Below are 14,796 nucleotides of genomic sequence, written 5' to 3' on the forward strand. Positions count from 1 at the left end.
TTTATTTCACATCTGTTCATCATAAATAGTTGTAATTTTATGAAAATTTAAATCTTTTAAGATGAAAAAAATATTCCTTACTTTATTCTTCGTGGCAGCAATCTCTTCACAAGCACAATTAAAACCTATATCTTATTTAGACGGAAATCAAAAATTAGAAGGCCTGTTAGCACAACCTAAAAAAACTCTTAAAAATAAAGCTGGAGTTTTGGTTTTACCCGCTTGGATGGGAATTGAAACCAATGCAAAAACCAACGCTACTGAATTAGCAAAACTAGGATATATTACTTTTGTTGCTGACATTTATGGTGTTGACAAAAGACCAACAAACACAAAAGAAGCAGGTCAACTGGCTGGTTATTTTAAAACTAATTATTTAGAATATCACAAAAGGATTCAACTAGCGCTAGACCAATTGATAAGAGCTGGTGCAAATCCTGATAAAATTGCCATTATTGGATACTGTTTTGGTGGAACTGGAGCATTAGAAGCTGTTAGAGCTAATTTTAAAGTGAATGGCGTGGTTTCTTTTCATGGTGGTTTAGGCAAAGACGCTTCGAGAGTAATTGACCCTATTAATACTAAAGTTTTAGTACTTCATGGTGCTGATGACTTTTTCGTATCAGATTCAGAAATCAAATCTTTTCAAGACGAAATGCGCACCGCAAAAGCAGATTGGCAAATGGTTTATTATGCCGATGCAGTGCATGCTTTTACACATAAAGACGCTGGAAATAACAAAAGTACTGGTGTAGCTTATAACGAAAAAGCGGATAAACGTTCTTGGCGTGCGATGTTAGATTTTTTTAATGAGATTTTTGGAAAATAATTATTTAAAATTAATCTGCCTTCTCGCCTCACCTACTACAAATGCTACCGAATTAGCAATGTTATAACTCCTAATCTTATCAGACATAGGGATAGTCAAATGATTTTCGAATAAGTTTAAAATTTCTTTGCTTAGTCCTACACTTTCCTTACCAAAAACCAACCAATCCCCTTCCTGAAATTCGGCTTCATAATAAGATTTTTCAGCATGGGAAGACATTAAGAATACTCTAGATTTATCTGGAATTTGATCTATCCATTCTTGTGTGTTTTGATATTGATTCCAATCTAAATGCACCCAATAATCCAATCCAGAACGTTTCAAATTTTTATCATTAATCTCAAAACCAAACGGATGAATCAGATGCAAACGATTTCCAGTTCCTACACACAAACGGCCAATATTCCCCGTATTATTAGGAATTTCTGGTTCTACTAAAACTATATTCAACATTTCTTATTGATTTTTGATATTGTCATTGATTTTTGAGAAATCGCTTGTTTCTAAAACTTCTCCTACTTGTAAATTATTTAAATGTACATTTCCTATACGAATTCTTACCAATCGCAAGGTAGGAAAACCGACAGCTGCAGTCATTTTTCGTACCTGACGAAATTTTCCTTCGGTTACCACAATCGAAGCCCAAGAAGTTGGCCCGTGGCGATCGTCACGAATTTTCTTACCTCGCTCTCCGAAGTTAGGTACTTCATTAACAATAAAAGCTTTGCAAGGTTTGGTCATATATTTTGCACCATCGAAACCTATTTCGACTCCGTTTTGTATTTTTTGAATTCCTTCCTCCGTAATAATACCGTCAACTTGAACATAATATTCTTTTTCGACTTTTTTGCTACGAACTATTTCACTCATTTTCCCATCTGTTGTCAGCAATAATAAGCCTTCTGAATCTTCGTCTAATCGACCAATAGCCATAATTCCTTCGGGAAAATCGTGTAATTCTCCTAACAGTTTTTTCTTTCGTTTTAGTTCATATTTAAACTGAGATAAATATCCGTAAGGTTTGTGAATAATGAAATGTTGGTGAATAGTCATTTTGCAAAAATAACATTTAGTTTGGTGATTTTAATTTATTGTCTCAGATATTCCTAAAAACAGAATGAGACTGCTCTTTCCCCAAAGAAGCAATCCCATTCATAAAAAAAACAATTTCAAGCAACTATTTTTAAAAACTAATATTTCACAAAATTTAAAAAGTTATAAAAAATTACAATTATGGGCATGTGATTAAAGTCCTTACTAATGCTCCTGTATTATCTACGGTAATTCTCCAACATCTGCTATCAGGACTTTTTAATATAATCCCAGAACCAATACTATCAATATTAACATCTCCTCCTGAGACTTGCAAAATAGATTTTGGATTAACATTACCAATACCTATATTACCCGCAGGCGCAACAAATAATCTAGTAGAGCCATTTGTCATCAATCGGACATCTTTCGCTGTTCCAGTTCCTGTACCTATATATAGGGATTCTCCTTGGCATGTAAGTGAAGCATAACTTCCTTTGAAAGTAAATATATCTATATTTGAAGTACCCGCTTCTACTCTTAAATACGAACTTGTATTAGTCCCTAAAGTACCAACTTTTAAATTAACGCTAGCACCTAAATCAAAAGAGATTTCATTTCCGTTTGCAGGTCCTTGAAAATATAATCTATTTGTATTTTGAGTTACTATTCTATCTCCTGTTAATGTACCATTATTAACATATATATTATCTTTTACTGAGGCATCACCTACTCTTATCCATTTTGTACCATTATTATAATAACTTCCGGGTGTTACATCTCCTGCTGTTGCAGTGTTATAAATTGTCATTCCTGCAACATGCGAAAGCAAAGGCGAAAAATTAGTTGTTGCAACCAGTGGCACTCTTGGCAAAAGCAATCCTTTGTTTGCAGAAAAAACATCTAACATTGAAGATTCGTTTGGACTAGTTGTGTTTATACCAACTTGTGCATACAAATTTGTTATACACAAAAACAGAAAGCAAAATAAAAATTTAGTCATGGTCATTAGTTTTAATATTTGTGGGATATTTTAATAAAAAGCAATATTTTATTTTGAGTAATCTATTGCTCATTAATTTTTGACAAAAGTAAAGTCAAATCATAAAAAGCCTGTTTTTTTAACTTACGCAAATATACTTAAGAGAGAATTTAATTTAAAACCTACTGATTTTTAATGGTTTACTAAAGTTAAAATAAATACGTTTTTTTTATAAAAATAAAAAGTATGTTGTTAAATTTATTTCTAAAAATTACACTAAATTATTTTTTGAGCTTTATTATATCATTTTGAATATTATTGTCAAAAACTAAAAGCAAACCCGATTTTTTTTGGACTGGTTTTTGTATATTGGAATCAAATATTTTCTATTACTTTGCCTTCATTGTAAATTAGCCTGAAATATTTAAAAATGCGATACATAAAAGTCGCTGTAAAGTTTTCAATAAAAATTAGAATAAATATATAATTAGCAATAAATGCCCAATAACACTAGAAGCAAAGAATATTTAGAAGAAAAAAGTAAAATCATAGTAAAAAACTTAGTTTTTAATGCTGCTATGTTTTTTTGCTATTTTCTGTTTGATTTATATCATCATATATATGTTAGCTGTTTAATAAATTTATTTGTATTTATTTCACTTTTATTACTAACACGTGTAAAAGATAGGCATAATACTAAAAAACAAGTACTTGTATTTGTTTCATTAAGTTTAGTGAATTTTTATTTTTCATCTCAATGTGGTTATGAATCTGGACTATTTCTGTATTATTTTAGTTATTTATTATTCATATCGCTATTTTTTAACTATGAAAATGATAAGAGAGAAATTATCATTGTGCTAACAGTCCTTTATTTAGAAATTTTACTATTATTTATAACTGACTTTTCATTGTTTCAATGTGATATATACACTCCTGAGATAAAAAAGACTTTGTTCAAGTTTACAGTATTTGGCATATGTATTTGCACCATTTATTATTCCTATCTGATACATATAAAACAACAATTGCTGTTGAAATATATGCACAAAACAAATGTTATCAATACAAAACTTGAATTTCTTGAAAGCAGAAAAATAGTTGGTGAATCCGATTTAAAAACACTCACTGATTTAGCCGTAAAAGGAGATAAAAATTTCTTTGTGAAATTTGAAATTTTATATTCTTTCTATTGTGAAAAATTATTACAAAAATGTCCAGATTTAACACAAAGAGATTTAGAATTGTGTGCTTATTTAAAACTAAATTATTCGACAAAAGAAATAGCAAATTGCACAAAATCGTCTGTTAGAGCAATAGAATCTAGAAAATATAGGATTAGAAAAAAGTTTAACATTCCAAAACAGGACGATATGAATGTTTGGATGATGAATTTCGAAAACACCGTAAAGTCTCAAAAATTAAAACAGTTACCTAATAATGATTTTAATACCAAAAAAATTGAATTACAAAAATTTGCAGATTTTTCTCCATACCCATTAATCATTTCTGAAAATAGAGAAAACAAAATTATTAATGTTTTTTTGAATGATATTTTTATTGACGAAATTGGTTACGATTTAAAAGATATCCCTACGATAGACGAATGGTTCACAAATGCTTATCCAGATGAAAAATATAAAAACGAAGTAATTGCCGAATGGACAAAAAAAGCAACAGAAAAAAAAGAAAACGAGTATGTAAAAATGAAGGCACATATTACAAGAAAAGACAACAAAAAAAACTGGTACGAAATTAAATCGACAGTAATAAACGATATAAACATTGTACTTCTGGTAGATATTGATAAAGAAATACAATTTCAAGCCGAACTAAAAAGAATAAACAAAAATAATGATAAAATTTTATCTATTATTGGTCATGACTTAAAAACACCCATTGCAAATTTAATGTCATTATCATCTCTTTTTAAATCTGGCGATATAACCGAATCAGAATTTCTAGAAATGGTAGAAGCCATCAACGAAGGATCAACCGAAACATTAGGGCTTTTAGACAATACCTTAAATTGGGCTAAATTAAATTTTGAAGAAATACAAACAAAAAATGAAGTTACAAATATCAAAAATATAATAACACCAATTATTGAGGTATATAAAACTATAATTAATAACAAAAAAATTACATTCAATCTCAATTTAGATAAAAAGTTTGAAGCAAATTCAGATCCTGAATTAGTAACAATAATTATTAGAAATATTATACCTAACGCAATCAAATTCACTCCAGAAAATGGTATTATTACTGTTAAAACGTTAAAAAACAAAATTAGTATTACTGATAATGGTGTTGGAATGTCCGACGATAAAATAGCCTCAATTTTAAGAAAAAACTATTCGTCAGAAAACGGAACCGAAAACGAAGTTGGTTTTGGCATAGGTTTACAACTAGTAATGAATGTCTGCGAAAAACTAAATTGCAAATTAAACATAAACAGTATAGTTAATGAAGGCACTAAGATTTCAGTAGTTTTTTAAATTAAAATTCACCCGACAGCACATTCTTATAAAATAAACCTAAATTTATTTATTAACTTTACAACAAATCATTAATTAATGAATTCATCTATTTTAGTACTTATTACATTTATAACTGCACTCTCCATTGGAGTTTTCATTGGAAAAATTATTTTTTCAGCAAAATCTCAATCTGAAAAAAATATTTTAGAAGAAAAATTAAATGCGTTAAAAGAACAATCTCAAATCGAGAAGATTTCTTTTGAGAAAAATTTACTTCAAATTAATACAGAAAAAGAACAAATTCGTACCGAAAAAGAAGTTGCAAACATTCAACTTGCAAAAAAAGAAGCCGATTTCGATTCTCTTTTAGAAAAAAATAAAGACCAAAAACAAGAAGTCGAGCAATTGCAAGAAAAATTTACCAAAGAATTTGAGAATTTGGCTAATAAAATTCTAGAAGAAAAAACCAACAAATTTACTGAGCAAAATAAGGAGAATATGAAAAATATTCTTTCGCCTTTGCAAGATAAAATTCTTCATTTTGAGAAAAAAGTAGAAGATACACACAAAGAAAGTATCGACTATCATGCTGCTTTACGTCAGCAAATATTAGGCTTAAGTGAAATGAATGCGCAAATGAGTAAAGAAACTTTAAACCTTACTAAAGCCTTAAAAGGCGATAGCAAAATGCAAGGGAATTGGGGAGAATTAGTCTTAGAACGTGTGCTGGAAAAATCAGGATTAGAAAAAGGTCGTGAATACGAAGTGCAACAAAGTTTTACAACTGCCGAAGGCAATCGTGTTTTCCCAGATGTTGTGATTAATTTACCAGATGGTAAGAAAATGATTGTCGATTCGAAAGTGACTTTAACTGCTTACGAACGGTATATAAATGAAGATAATGACGATTTAAAAACGCAACATTTAAAAGATCATGTACTGGCTATAAAACGTCATGTAGAACAATTAGGCGACAAAAATTACCATGATTTATATCAGATAGAAAGTCCCGATTTTGTGCTTTTATTTATCCCAATGGAACCTGCTTTTGCATTGGCACTAAACGAAGATACAACCTTATACAATAAGGCTTTCGAGAAAAATATTGTGATTGTTACACCATCAACATTATTAGCTACATTGCGTACTATTGATAGTATGTGGGCAAACCAAAAACAGCAAGAAAATGCGATGGAAATTGCACGACAAGCTGGTGCTTTATATGATAAATTTGAAGGTTTTGTAACTGATTTAATAAAAATTGGAAAGAAAATTGACGAAAGTAAAATAGAATATTCGGGTGCGATGAATAAACTTGTAGAAGGAAAAGGAAACCTGATTACTAGTGTCGAAAAACTAAAGAAAATGGGCGCTAAAGCAAAAAAAGCTTTACCTGAAAGTATTATAAATAGAGCCGAAACAAACGAAAACAATCTTTTAAACTAAATATTATGTTACGAAAAATCCTTTTTATCTTAATTACAACCATCATTTTAGGAATTACTGGTTACTTTACTTTTTTATATTATGCAACTTATAGCGAAGGCGTTCGTTCTGGTGAGTTAATAAAAATAAGTAGTAAAGGAATGATTTTTAAAACCTATGAAGGCGAATTAAGTCAAGGTATTTCGGGAGCTAAAATTTTTACTTTTTCTGTTTTAGATAAAGACACAAAGGTTATTGAAGAAATGAAAAACATGCAAGGTCAGTATGTAAAAGTGACATATGTAGAACGTTACAAGACTTTTCCTTGGTGGGGTGATACAAAATATTTTGTAACCGATGTTCAAAAAGAGAAATCTCCACATCTTAATAGATAAATATGAATACTGTTTTCAAAACCGTAAAAGCATCAAAAGTTACCATTTCTGAACTGATGTTGCCTTCGCATACTAATTTTTCGGGAAAAATACATGGTGGTTATATTTTGTCTTTATTAGATCAGATTGCGTTTGCTTGTGCCTCAAAATTCTCAGGCAATTATTGTGTAACTGCTTCGGTAGATACGGTTGATTTCCTGAATCCTATAGAAGTTGGCGAACTAGTAACTATGAAAGCCTGCGTGAATTATGTGGGCAAAAGCTCGATGATTATTGGTATTCGAGTAGAAGCAGAAAATATTAGAACTGGAGTTATCAAACACTGTAATTCTAGTTATTTTACGATGGTTTCTAAAGATACTGAAGGAAAAAATGTATTAGTTCCAGGACTCATTTTATCAAATCATGACGAAATACGTCGTTTTTATAATTGTATAAAAATGATTGCAGTTAGAAAAGAAAAACAAGAACATGAGGAAATTTTCGATTTCAAATCTGAAGAAGCTATATCAAATTTAAAAAACTATAATGTTCAGGTTCCTATTTCTTAAAAAACTCTGACTAAATTAAATCCAAAAAAAACATCTCCTTTACTCCAATCTCCAGTTGTATTTCCTAAATATCCTGCTTCATGTATTCCTTGCGAATTGGTAAAATGCATCTGAAATACGTGTCCACCGGTTTCGATGTCGACACCAACTGAAAGCGGATTGTTATATATAGATGTTGATGTTCTGTTTAGATGGGCTGCATAATCCATATTTAAGGAAACACGTTTCGATAGTTTGTATCGACCACCAAAACCTAACGCAAACTGGCTATTATCTTGCGAATCATCTACCACAAAGTTTTCATGAAAATAAGTAGGAGCTATTTCTAACGATAACTTATCGGAAAACTTTCTTGAAACTAGTAACTGATTTACATAAACCATTCTGTCATTAAACTTCATTTTGGGATAAATTGATTGTTTCAATAAGTTATTAGATGCTAAACTATTAAAACCAACAATTGTAAACGGGAAACCATCTTCAACTTGAGATTTTAATAAATATTTTACTGAAAAATCATAAGCTTGTTCACTTCTTCCCGCAGATAATGCTATTTTGTCCGAAATACCATAAACAAATTTAATTTGAGTGACGGCATTATCTAACCCGAAAAAACCTTTAAATCCATCTTGTACAGAACCAAAACGATGTGCAATAACGAGATACAGTTCTTTTTTTCCAAGCAATTTAGTCGATTCTAGGTTTACGATTTTCATCGCTTTAAACGCAGATGTTACTTTCTGATTCGTTTCTGTCGAATCTATTTGTGAAAGTAAATCGTCTTGTGCAAAAATTATTTGTGAAAAAGCAAGTAACATTAATAAAAGTATATATTTCATAGATCTATTTCTTAATTTACAATAATTTTTTTCCAAGATTTGTCATTTGCGTTTAATAATTCTATTAGGTAAACACCTGATGACAAACCTTTAATAGTAACCTCAACAGCATCTAAATTATTTACCATAATTGTTTTTACAAAAACACCAACTTGCGAATACACATTTATTTTATCTAATCCTGTTTTAGTTTTTATCATAAAATCTCCGTTTGAAGGATTTGGATAAATTTGAGTCGCATTTAGAGAAAAGTCTTCGAGTCCTAAAGCAGTTCTAGTTAGAGTTAAAAAACCACGTTCAGTAGGGTTGTTTCCATGATAAGCTAAAGCAACAGAAGTACCTTGATTGTAAATTATATTTATGCTTGAAGTATTATTTAAAAAAGTAAAATCTCCAGAAGACACTAAAGGTCTAGTGGCAACAACAGTTCTTGTAGCACCTGCCACATTATCTGAAACAATTGTCCAACTTTGTGATGCATCTGCCGAAGGAGTTGATTGACCTCCTGATGGAGTATAATCTCTATTTGCTGTTGAATTCCAGATAAACATATCAGTTACCGTTGACATCGTGCTTCCTCCAAAACCTATTCCTAACCATCTAGTATTAGAACCTGTTAGTGTCATTGTTGCTGTTGTAGCATTTGTATCTATTTTCAAAGTTCCTGTTCCAGTTAAATTAACAACCCCTGTTGTAAACTGTCCAAAAGAGCTAACTCCTACAAATAATAATAATAATAAAGTAATTTTTTTCATCTTTTTAGTTTTTAAGTTGGTTTATAATTTCTTGATTTCCTGAAAACACAGCAAACTCAAAAGCAGTTTTACCGTCTTTGTCTTTGTGTGTCTTGTCTGCTTTATATTTTAATAATAAACTCATAATATTAGTATTCCCGAACATAGCAGCATATATAAGTGGAGTCGTTCCATTACTATCGGCAATATTAGGATTCGCATTATTTTCTAATAATAATTGCACCAATTCAACTTGTCCTTTATAAGTGGCTGCCATAAGAGGCGTTCCCATATCACTAGAAGTGTCGATAGTTTTGCTGTTTTCTATTAAGAATTTTGCTACTGCCACATTTCCTTTGTAACAAGCTAATATTAGGGGTGTAAAACCATTTTCATTTTTAGTATTTATTACCTCTGAGTCTTTATTTACTAAAATCTTCAACTCTTCAATATTTCCTAAACGTGCAATATTAAAAACATTATTTTGCGAGAATCCACTTGATGAAAATGCCATCAAAACAATACTTAAAAAAGTTATTTTTAAAAGAGATTTCATTTTCTAAAATTATATTTATCAAATTTAACAAATGTTTTGTTATCTTATAAATGTTTATTTATAAATTTAACAAAAAAAAACGAATTGTTTAACTTATCTTTTAATTATTATGAATATAAAGCTTCTTTTTACAACAGCTATTTTAATAACCTTATCGTCTTGTAGCAACGATAGTACTTCGGATCTTGTAACACCAACAAATAATGCAGTGACTATTAAGTATAGTTCAGACATTGCTTCAATCATAAACAGTAATTGCTTAAGTTGTCATGCGTCTCCGCCAGTAAATGGTGCTCCAATGCAACTTACGACCTACGATGATGTAAAAAATGCAATTCTTACAGGAGGTTTAATTGATAGAATTTCTAGAGCCCAAGGTTCGGGAGGAATGATGCCAGATGCAGGAAATAGACTCCCACAAGCAACTATCGACAAAATTATAAAATGGCAAACTGATGGATTTGTAAACTAATGAAAAAAAGACTTATCTTATTTGCCCTAATCCTCATGAGCTATTTTGCAATTGCTCAAGATAAAATACTAACAAAAACTGGTCAAATTACTTTTGAAGCCTCAATACCTTCGTTTGAGGAAGTTAAAGCAACCAATAAACTTTCGGCTTGTGTACTAAACACAAAAACGGGAGAAATTGCTAGTGTGTCTATGATAAAAAGTTTTAAGTTTAAATCGGCTTTGATGCAAGAACATTTTAATGAAAATTATATTGAGAGTGATAAATATCCGAAAGCCATTTTTAAAGGAAAAATTGAAAATTTCGACATATCGAAACTAACAAATCAAAAACAAGAATTTATTATAAATGGCACAATAGAATTACATGGTAAATCTAAAAACATTTCAGTTCTTGCAAAGATTTATAAAAACGAGAATACGACCAGTATCATATCCAATTTCATTTTAAACACCGATGATTTTAATATCGATTTGCCTTTTCTAATTAGTAATAAAGTTTCTAAAAAAGTAGAAGTTAGTTTAGATTATAATTTGCTATAAAATTATATCTCAATTCGTTCGTGTAAATTCAGTTTATCTATATGAATAACTGTTTTTGTGTTGTCATTACTATGTTCAAACATTTGTAGGAACTTCGCTCCATATACAATTTCCTTAAAAATATAAGAGGTCCTAATTGCTACTGTATTACTAAACATTTCGTCAAAAGCTTTTAAGAATACTAAAATTTCGCCTTTTTCATTAGCGAAATCTTCTTTAGTATATTCGTACAACGGACTTTCTTCTGTAATATGATGCACTAATGTCCAGCTTAATGTTAATGCATTTATTGTATTATATTCTAAATCTAAAGGGAAAAATCGATTTACATTTACTCCATTTTCTTCAACCGTCATGGCTAATGTTAGTTTTGCTTCAGCATCAGTCAAATTTGTATTTTTGTAGGAAGCAACACGAATCATTAATGCTTTCCCCCCTTGAAAAGGAGCAATTATAGCATTTTCTGAAAATTTCAGATGTGCTTTGGGTTTACTAAATCGTCCGTATAACAAACCTGTTGCTAATGCAAAACCCAAAAGCCCCGACAATGCTTCTGTTGCCGCAATAGCACTCGTTAAAAATCCTTGAGGACTTATATGTCCATATCCTACAGTTGTAAAAGTTTGTGCACTAAAAAAATAAGCCTGAGCAAACTTTTCTATTTCAGAACTAGCAACAATGCCGTTTAGGTGTTCGACACCAATGAAATAGTAAATGGAAGCAAAAATAAAATTAATCAAAATAAAAACTCCAAAGATTATCATTTGAAATTTCCATGCTGGCAAACGCAAAAGTGTGTGAAACCAACTAATCTGGTCAAAAAAAGGCAAACCTCTTTTTTCTATATTAGCAGCGCCATTTTTATCTAAAAATCGGCCGCCATAATTGGCCGCATTGGTTCCAAAACCAGTTTGATTGTCTGTTTTTATATTTTTTTTTTCTTTTTTAAATACTTTCATAAAGTAAATTTAAACCATTTTATTTCATAAAAAAAGCCCAAATAGGGCTTTTAAATTATTTACTCAAATACATTTTCCTTCTCGAGTATAACTCATAAAACTGATCGTCTTTTAAATCATCTATAAATAAAATGCTTTCGCCAGTAGATTTCATTTCTGGACCAAGAGCTTTGTTTACATTTTGAAATTTACTGAAAGAGAAAACGGGTTGCTTAATTGCATATCCTTTTAGTTGCGGGTCGAATGTAAAGTCTGTAACCTTATTATGGCCTAACATAACTTTTGTTGCATAATTCACATAAGGTTCGCCATAGGCTTTTGCGATAAACGGAACCGTTCTCGAAGCTCTAGGATTGGCTTCAATAATATAAACTGTGTCATCTTTTATGGCAAATTGTATATTTATTAACCCAACAGTTCTGAGGGCCACAGCAATTTTCTTCGTATGGTCTTTTATTTGTTGCATGACAAATTCGCCTAAATTAAATGGTGGCAAAGTCGCATTCGAATCGCCTGAGTGGATTCCACAAGGCTCTATGTGCTCCATGATTCCTATAATGTACACATTCTCTCCGTCGCAAATAGCATCGGCTTCAGCTTCGATTGCTCCATCAAGATAATGATCCAGTAGTAATTTATTTCCTGGAATGTTTTTTAATAAATCGATAACGTGCTCTTCGAGTTCTTGTTTGTTGATGACGATTTTCATTCCTTGTCCTCCTAAAACATAAGATGGTCGAACGAGTAATGGAAAATCTAAAACATCAGCTAAAGCACTTGCTTGGTCTGCATTTTCTGCAATTCCAAATTGTGGAAACGGTATTTGAAGCTCCGTTAATAATTCGGAGAAACGTCCTCTATCTTCGGCTAAATCTAAAGCGTCGAACGAAGTTCCCAGAATTTTAATTCCGTATTTAGATAATTTTTCAGCAAGTTTCAATGCTGTTTGACCTCCTAATTGTACAATAACTCCTTCTGGTTTTTCATGACGAATAATATCGTAAATATGTTCCCAAAAAACAGGTTCGAAATACAATTTATCGGCTGTATCGAAATCGGTCGAAACCGTTTCTGGATTACAGTTAATCATAATGGTTTCGTAACCACATTCCTTTGCAGCCAAAACACCATGCACACAAGAATAATCGAACTCAATTCCTTGTCCAATTCTATTTGGTCCAGAACCTAAAACCACTACTTTCTTTTTATTAGTTACTATACTTTCGTTGTGAACGTATTTTTCGCCAGTTGCAGTTTCTATTTCTGCTTCAAAAGTAGAGTAATAATAAGGTGTTAATGCTTTGAATTCGGCAGCACAAGTATCCACTAACTTATAAACTCTGTTAATATTTTGTTCTTCACGCAAAGTGTAAACTTGACTTTCCAAACAACCCATCATGTGAGCAATTTGTCTGTCGGCAAAACCTTTTTGTTTAGATTCTAGTAATAAATCTCTAGGTAAAGTATCAATTTTATATTTAGAAATTTCTTTTTCTAAACTGTATAATTCTTCATATTGTTTCAAAAACCACATGTCTATTTTTGTGATTTCGTGAATACGTGACAACGGAATTCCCATCGCAATCGCATCATAAATTACAAAAACACGATCCCAACTGGCATGAGTTAGTTTATCGATAATTTGTTCGTAGTTTTTGTATCCTTTTCCGTCTGCTCCTAACCCATTTCGTTTAATTTCAAGCGATTGCGTTGCTTTATGCAAAGCTTCTTGAAACGAACGTCCAATTCCCATAACTTCTCCAACCGATTTCATTTGAATTCCCAAAGTTCTGTCGGCTCCTTCAAATTTATCAAAGTTCCATCGTGGAATTTTTACAATAACATAATCTAAAGTGGGTTCAAAAAGAGCTGAAGTCGATTTGGTAATTTGATTTTGAAGTTCATCAAGATTATAACCCAAAGCCAATTTTGAAGCGATTTTAGCAATTGGATAACCCGTCGCTTTTGATGCTAATGCTGATGAACGTGAAACACGAGGATTTATTTCAATCGCTACAATATCTTCTTTATCATCTGGTGAAACGGCAAATTGCACGTTACAACCTCCTGCAAAATTACCGATACTACGCATCATCAAGATTGCATAATCTCGCATTTTTTGAAAAGTTGTGTCTGACAAAGTCATCGCTGGCGCTACTGTAATAGAATCTCCAGTATGAATCCCCATTGGGTCCATATTCTCGATAGTACAAATAATAACTACATTGTCATTTTTGTCACGAAGTAATTCTAATTCGTATTCTTTCCAACCCATTAATGCTTTGTCGATAAGCACTTCGTGAATGGGTGACATTTCTAATCCGTAAGTTAGTTTTTCGTCGAAATCCTCTTTTTTATAAACAACAGCAGCTCCTGTTCCTCCTAAAGTAAATGAAGGACGAATTACTAACGGAAAACCGAATTCTTGTGCAATTTCTTTTCCTCTAAGATAAGAAGTGCAAATTTCTGCAGGAGCAGAAGGAACTCCTATTTTACTTAGAAGTTGTTTAAATTGCTCCCTATCTTCTGTGATATTGATAGCTTTAACGTCTACACCAATCATTTTTACGCCAAAGTCTTTCCAGATTCCTTTTTCGTCAGCTTCCAAACAAAGATTTAAAGCTGTTTGTCCACCCATTGTCGGTAAAACTGCATCAATTTGCGGGTGCTCTTTTAGGATTTGAATTATAGATTTGGTAGTAAGTGGCAACAAATAAACATGATCCGCCATACTTGGATCGGTCATAATAGTTGCTGGATTGGAATTGATAAGAATTACTTCGATTCCTTCTTCACGAATAGAACGTGCTGATTGTGATCCTGCGTAATCAAACTCACAGGCTTGCCCGATTACGATTGGTCCTGAGCCTATAATTAAAACCGATTTAATTGAATTGTCTTTTGGCATTGTTTGTTGTAGTTAGTTGTGTGTTATAGCCCCGATAAAAATGTAAATCCTTTTTATTTTTTCTTTAAAAATAAAAAAATTGAAGTGAATAG

The 14,796-nt window shown here is 31.3% G+C and carries 15 protein-coding genes; 7 read left to right on the forward strand and 8 right to left on the reverse strand.

What is annotated here, in order from left to right:
* Positions 1-61 precede the first annotated feature (61 nt).
* The gene (locus tag ACH2BP_RS04705) at positions 62-829 is read left to right on the forward strand and encodes a dienelactone hydrolase family protein (protein ID WP_395057515.1); all 768 of its coding nucleotides are present in this window, start codon (positions 62-64) and stop codon (positions 827-829) included.
* Here the strand turns inward: ACH2BP_RS04705 and ACH2BP_RS04710 are convergent, their stop codons facing one another.
* From ACH2BP_RS04710 to ACH2BP_RS04720, 3 genes are all read right to left on the reverse strand, one after another.
* Positions 830-1,282 carry a tRNA (cytidine(34)-2'-O)-methyltransferase gene (locus tag ACH2BP_RS04710; protein WP_395057517.1) on the reverse strand — a complete coding sequence of 151 codons (453 nt, stop codon included), beginning with the start codon at positions 1,280-1,282 and terminating at the stop codon, positions 830-832.
* Between the two features lie 3 nt (positions 1,283-1,285).
* Positions 1,286-1,876: a pseudouridine synthase gene (locus ACH2BP_RS04715; protein ID WP_395057651.1), complete on the reverse strand. Its 591-nt coding sequence runs from the start codon at positions 1,874-1,876 to the stop codon at positions 1,286-1,288.
* A 184-nt stretch (positions 1,877-2,060) separates the two neighbouring features.
* Complete coding sequence (locus ACH2BP_RS04720) at positions 2,061-2,864, reverse strand: hypothetical protein (protein ID WP_395057519.1); 804 nt, start codon at positions 2,862-2,864, stop codon at positions 2,061-2,063.
* Positions 2,865-3,886: 1,022 nt separating this feature from the next.
* Between ACH2BP_RS04720 and ACH2BP_RS04725 the strand changes: the two genes are divergently transcribed.
* The 4 genes from ACH2BP_RS04725 to ACH2BP_RS04740 all read left to right on the forward strand — a co-directional run bounded on the left by ACH2BP_RS04725 (position 3,887) and on the right by ACH2BP_RS04740 (position 7,694).
* The gene (locus ACH2BP_RS04725; RefSeq protein ID WP_395057521.1) at positions 3,887-5,341 is read left to right on the forward strand and encodes an ATP-binding protein; all 1,455 of its coding nucleotides are present in this window, start codon (positions 3,887-3,889) and stop codon (positions 5,339-5,341) included.
* Positions 5,342-5,419: 78 nt separating this feature from the next.
* Positions 5,420-6,769, forward strand: coding sequence for a DNA recombination protein RmuC (rmuC, locus tag ACH2BP_RS04730; protein WP_395057523.1), 1,350 nt, complete (start codon positions 5,420-5,422; stop codon positions 6,767-6,769).
* Between the two features lie 5 nt (positions 6,770-6,774).
* A complete protein-coding gene (locus ACH2BP_RS04735; protein ID WP_395057525.1) occupies positions 6,775-7,143 on the forward strand; it encodes a 6-phosphogluconate dehydrogenase in 369 nt (122 codons plus the stop codon).
* Positions 7,144-7,145: 2 nt separating this feature from the next.
* On the forward strand, positions 7,146-7,694 hold the full coding sequence (locus ACH2BP_RS04740; protein WP_395057527.1) for an acyl-CoA thioesterase: 549 nt from the start codon (positions 7,146-7,148) through the stop codon (positions 7,692-7,694).
* Here ACH2BP_RS04740 and ACH2BP_RS04745 read toward each other — a convergent pair.
* The 3 genes from ACH2BP_RS04745 to ACH2BP_RS04755 are packed head-to-tail and all read right to left on the reverse strand — an operon-like array spanning position 7,691 to position 9,823.
* Entirely contained in the window at positions 7,691-8,533 is an 843-nt protein-coding gene (locus ACH2BP_RS04745; RefSeq protein ID WP_395057529.1) for a DUF5777 family beta-barrel protein, read from the reverse strand. The genes ACH2BP_RS04740 and ACH2BP_RS04745 overlap by 4 nt on opposite strands.
* Before the next feature lie 11 nt (positions 8,534-8,544).
* Positions 8,545-9,288 carry a T9SS type A sorting domain-containing protein gene (locus tag ACH2BP_RS04750; protein WP_395057531.1) on the reverse strand — a complete coding sequence of 248 codons (744 nt, stop codon included), beginning with the start codon at positions 9,286-9,288 and terminating at the stop codon, positions 8,545-8,547.
* Positions 9,289-9,292: 4 nt separating this feature from the next.
* A complete protein-coding gene (locus tag ACH2BP_RS04755; protein ID WP_395057533.1) occupies positions 9,293-9,823 on the reverse strand; it encodes an ankyrin repeat domain-containing protein in 531 nt (176 codons plus the stop codon).
* Between the two features lie 109 nt (positions 9,824-9,932).
* Between ACH2BP_RS04755 and ACH2BP_RS04760 the strand changes: the two genes are divergently transcribed.
* Together ACH2BP_RS04760 and ACH2BP_RS04765 are read left to right on the forward strand one after the other, a co-directional pair.
* Complete coding sequence (locus ACH2BP_RS04760) at positions 9,933-10,295, forward strand: c-type cytochrome (protein WP_394759139.1); 363 nt, start codon at positions 9,933-9,935, stop codon at positions 10,293-10,295.
* Complete coding sequence (locus tag ACH2BP_RS04765) at positions 10,295-10,837, forward strand: YceI family protein (protein WP_395057535.1); 543 nt, start codon at positions 10,295-10,297, stop codon at positions 10,835-10,837. Before ACH2BP_RS04760 ends, ACH2BP_RS04765 begins: the two co-directional genes overlap by 1 nt.
* A gap of 2 nt (positions 10,838-10,839) precedes the next feature.
* Here ACH2BP_RS04765 and ACH2BP_RS04770 read toward each other — a convergent pair whose 3' ends face one another.
* Together ACH2BP_RS04770 and carB are read right to left on the reverse strand one after the other, a co-directional pair.
* Positions 10,840-11,796: an ion channel gene (locus ACH2BP_RS04770; RefSeq protein WP_395057537.1), complete on the reverse strand. Its 957-nt coding sequence runs from the start codon at positions 11,794-11,796 to the stop codon at positions 10,840-10,842.
* 55 nt (positions 11,797-11,851) lie between these two features.
* Positions 11,852-14,704, reverse strand: a complete 2,853-nt coding sequence (gene carB / locus ACH2BP_RS04775; protein WP_395057539.1) for a carbamoyl-phosphate synthase large subunit — start codon at positions 14,702-14,704, stop codon at positions 11,852-11,854.
* Between the last annotated feature and the right edge of the window lie 92 nt (positions 14,705-14,796).

Source organism: Flavobacterium sp. (assembly GCF_043756175.1).
Taxonomy (GTDB): domain Bacteria; phylum Bacteroidota; class Bacteroidia; order Flavobacteriales; family Flavobacteriaceae; genus Flavobacterium.

Excerpts from the sequence above, each read along its gene's own strand:
- ACH2BP_RS04705 (WP_395057515.1), top strand. The coding sequence starts at position 62 with ATGAAAAAAATATTCCTTACTTTATTCTTCGTGGCAGCAATCTCTTCA.
- ACH2BP_RS04710 (WP_395057517.1), bottom strand. The coding sequence starts at position 1,282 with ATGTTGAATATAGTTTTAGTAGAACCAGAAATTCCTAATAATACGGGG.
- ACH2BP_RS04720 (WP_395057519.1), bottom strand. The coding sequence starts at position 2,864 with ATGACTAAATTTTTATTTTGCTTTCTGTTTTTGTGTATAACAAATTTG.
- ACH2BP_RS04725 (WP_395057521.1), top strand. The coding sequence starts at position 3,887 with ATGCACAAAACAAATGTTATCAATACAAAACTTGAATTTCTTGAAAGC.
- rmuC (WP_395057523.1), top strand. The coding sequence starts at position 5,420 with ATGAATTCATCTATTTTAGTACTTATTACATTTATAACTGCACTCTCC.
- ACH2BP_RS04735 (WP_395057525.1), top strand. The coding sequence starts at position 6,775 with ATGTTACGAAAAATCCTTTTTATCTTAATTACAACCATCATTTTAGGA.
- ACH2BP_RS04740 (WP_395057527.1), top strand. The coding sequence starts at position 7,146 with ATGAATACTGTTTTCAAAACCGTAAAAGCATCAAAAGTTACCATTTCT.
- ACH2BP_RS04745 (WP_395057529.1), bottom strand. The coding sequence starts at position 8,533 with ATGAAATATATACTTTTATTAATGTTACTTGCTTTTTCACAAATAATT.
- ACH2BP_RS04750 (WP_395057531.1), bottom strand. The coding sequence starts at position 9,288 with ATGAAAAAAATTACTTTATTATTATTATTATTTGTAGGAGTTAGCTCT.
- ACH2BP_RS04755 (WP_395057533.1), bottom strand. The coding sequence starts at position 9,823 with ATGAAATCTCTTTTAAAAATAACTTTTTTAAGTATTGTTTTGATGGCA.
- ACH2BP_RS04760 (WP_394759139.1), top strand. The coding sequence starts at position 9,933 with ATGAATATAAAGCTTCTTTTTACAACAGCTATTTTAATAACCTTATCG.
- ACH2BP_RS04765 (WP_395057535.1), top strand. The coding sequence starts at position 10,295 with ATGAAAAAAAGACTTATCTTATTTGCCCTAATCCTCATGAGCTATTTT.
- ACH2BP_RS04770 (WP_395057537.1), bottom strand. The coding sequence starts at position 11,796 with ATGAAAGTATTTAAAAAAGAAAAAAAAAATATAAAAACAGACAATCAA.
- carB (WP_395057539.1), bottom strand. The coding sequence starts at position 14,704 with ATGCCAAAAGACAATTCAATTAAATCGGTTTTAATTATAGGCTCAGGA.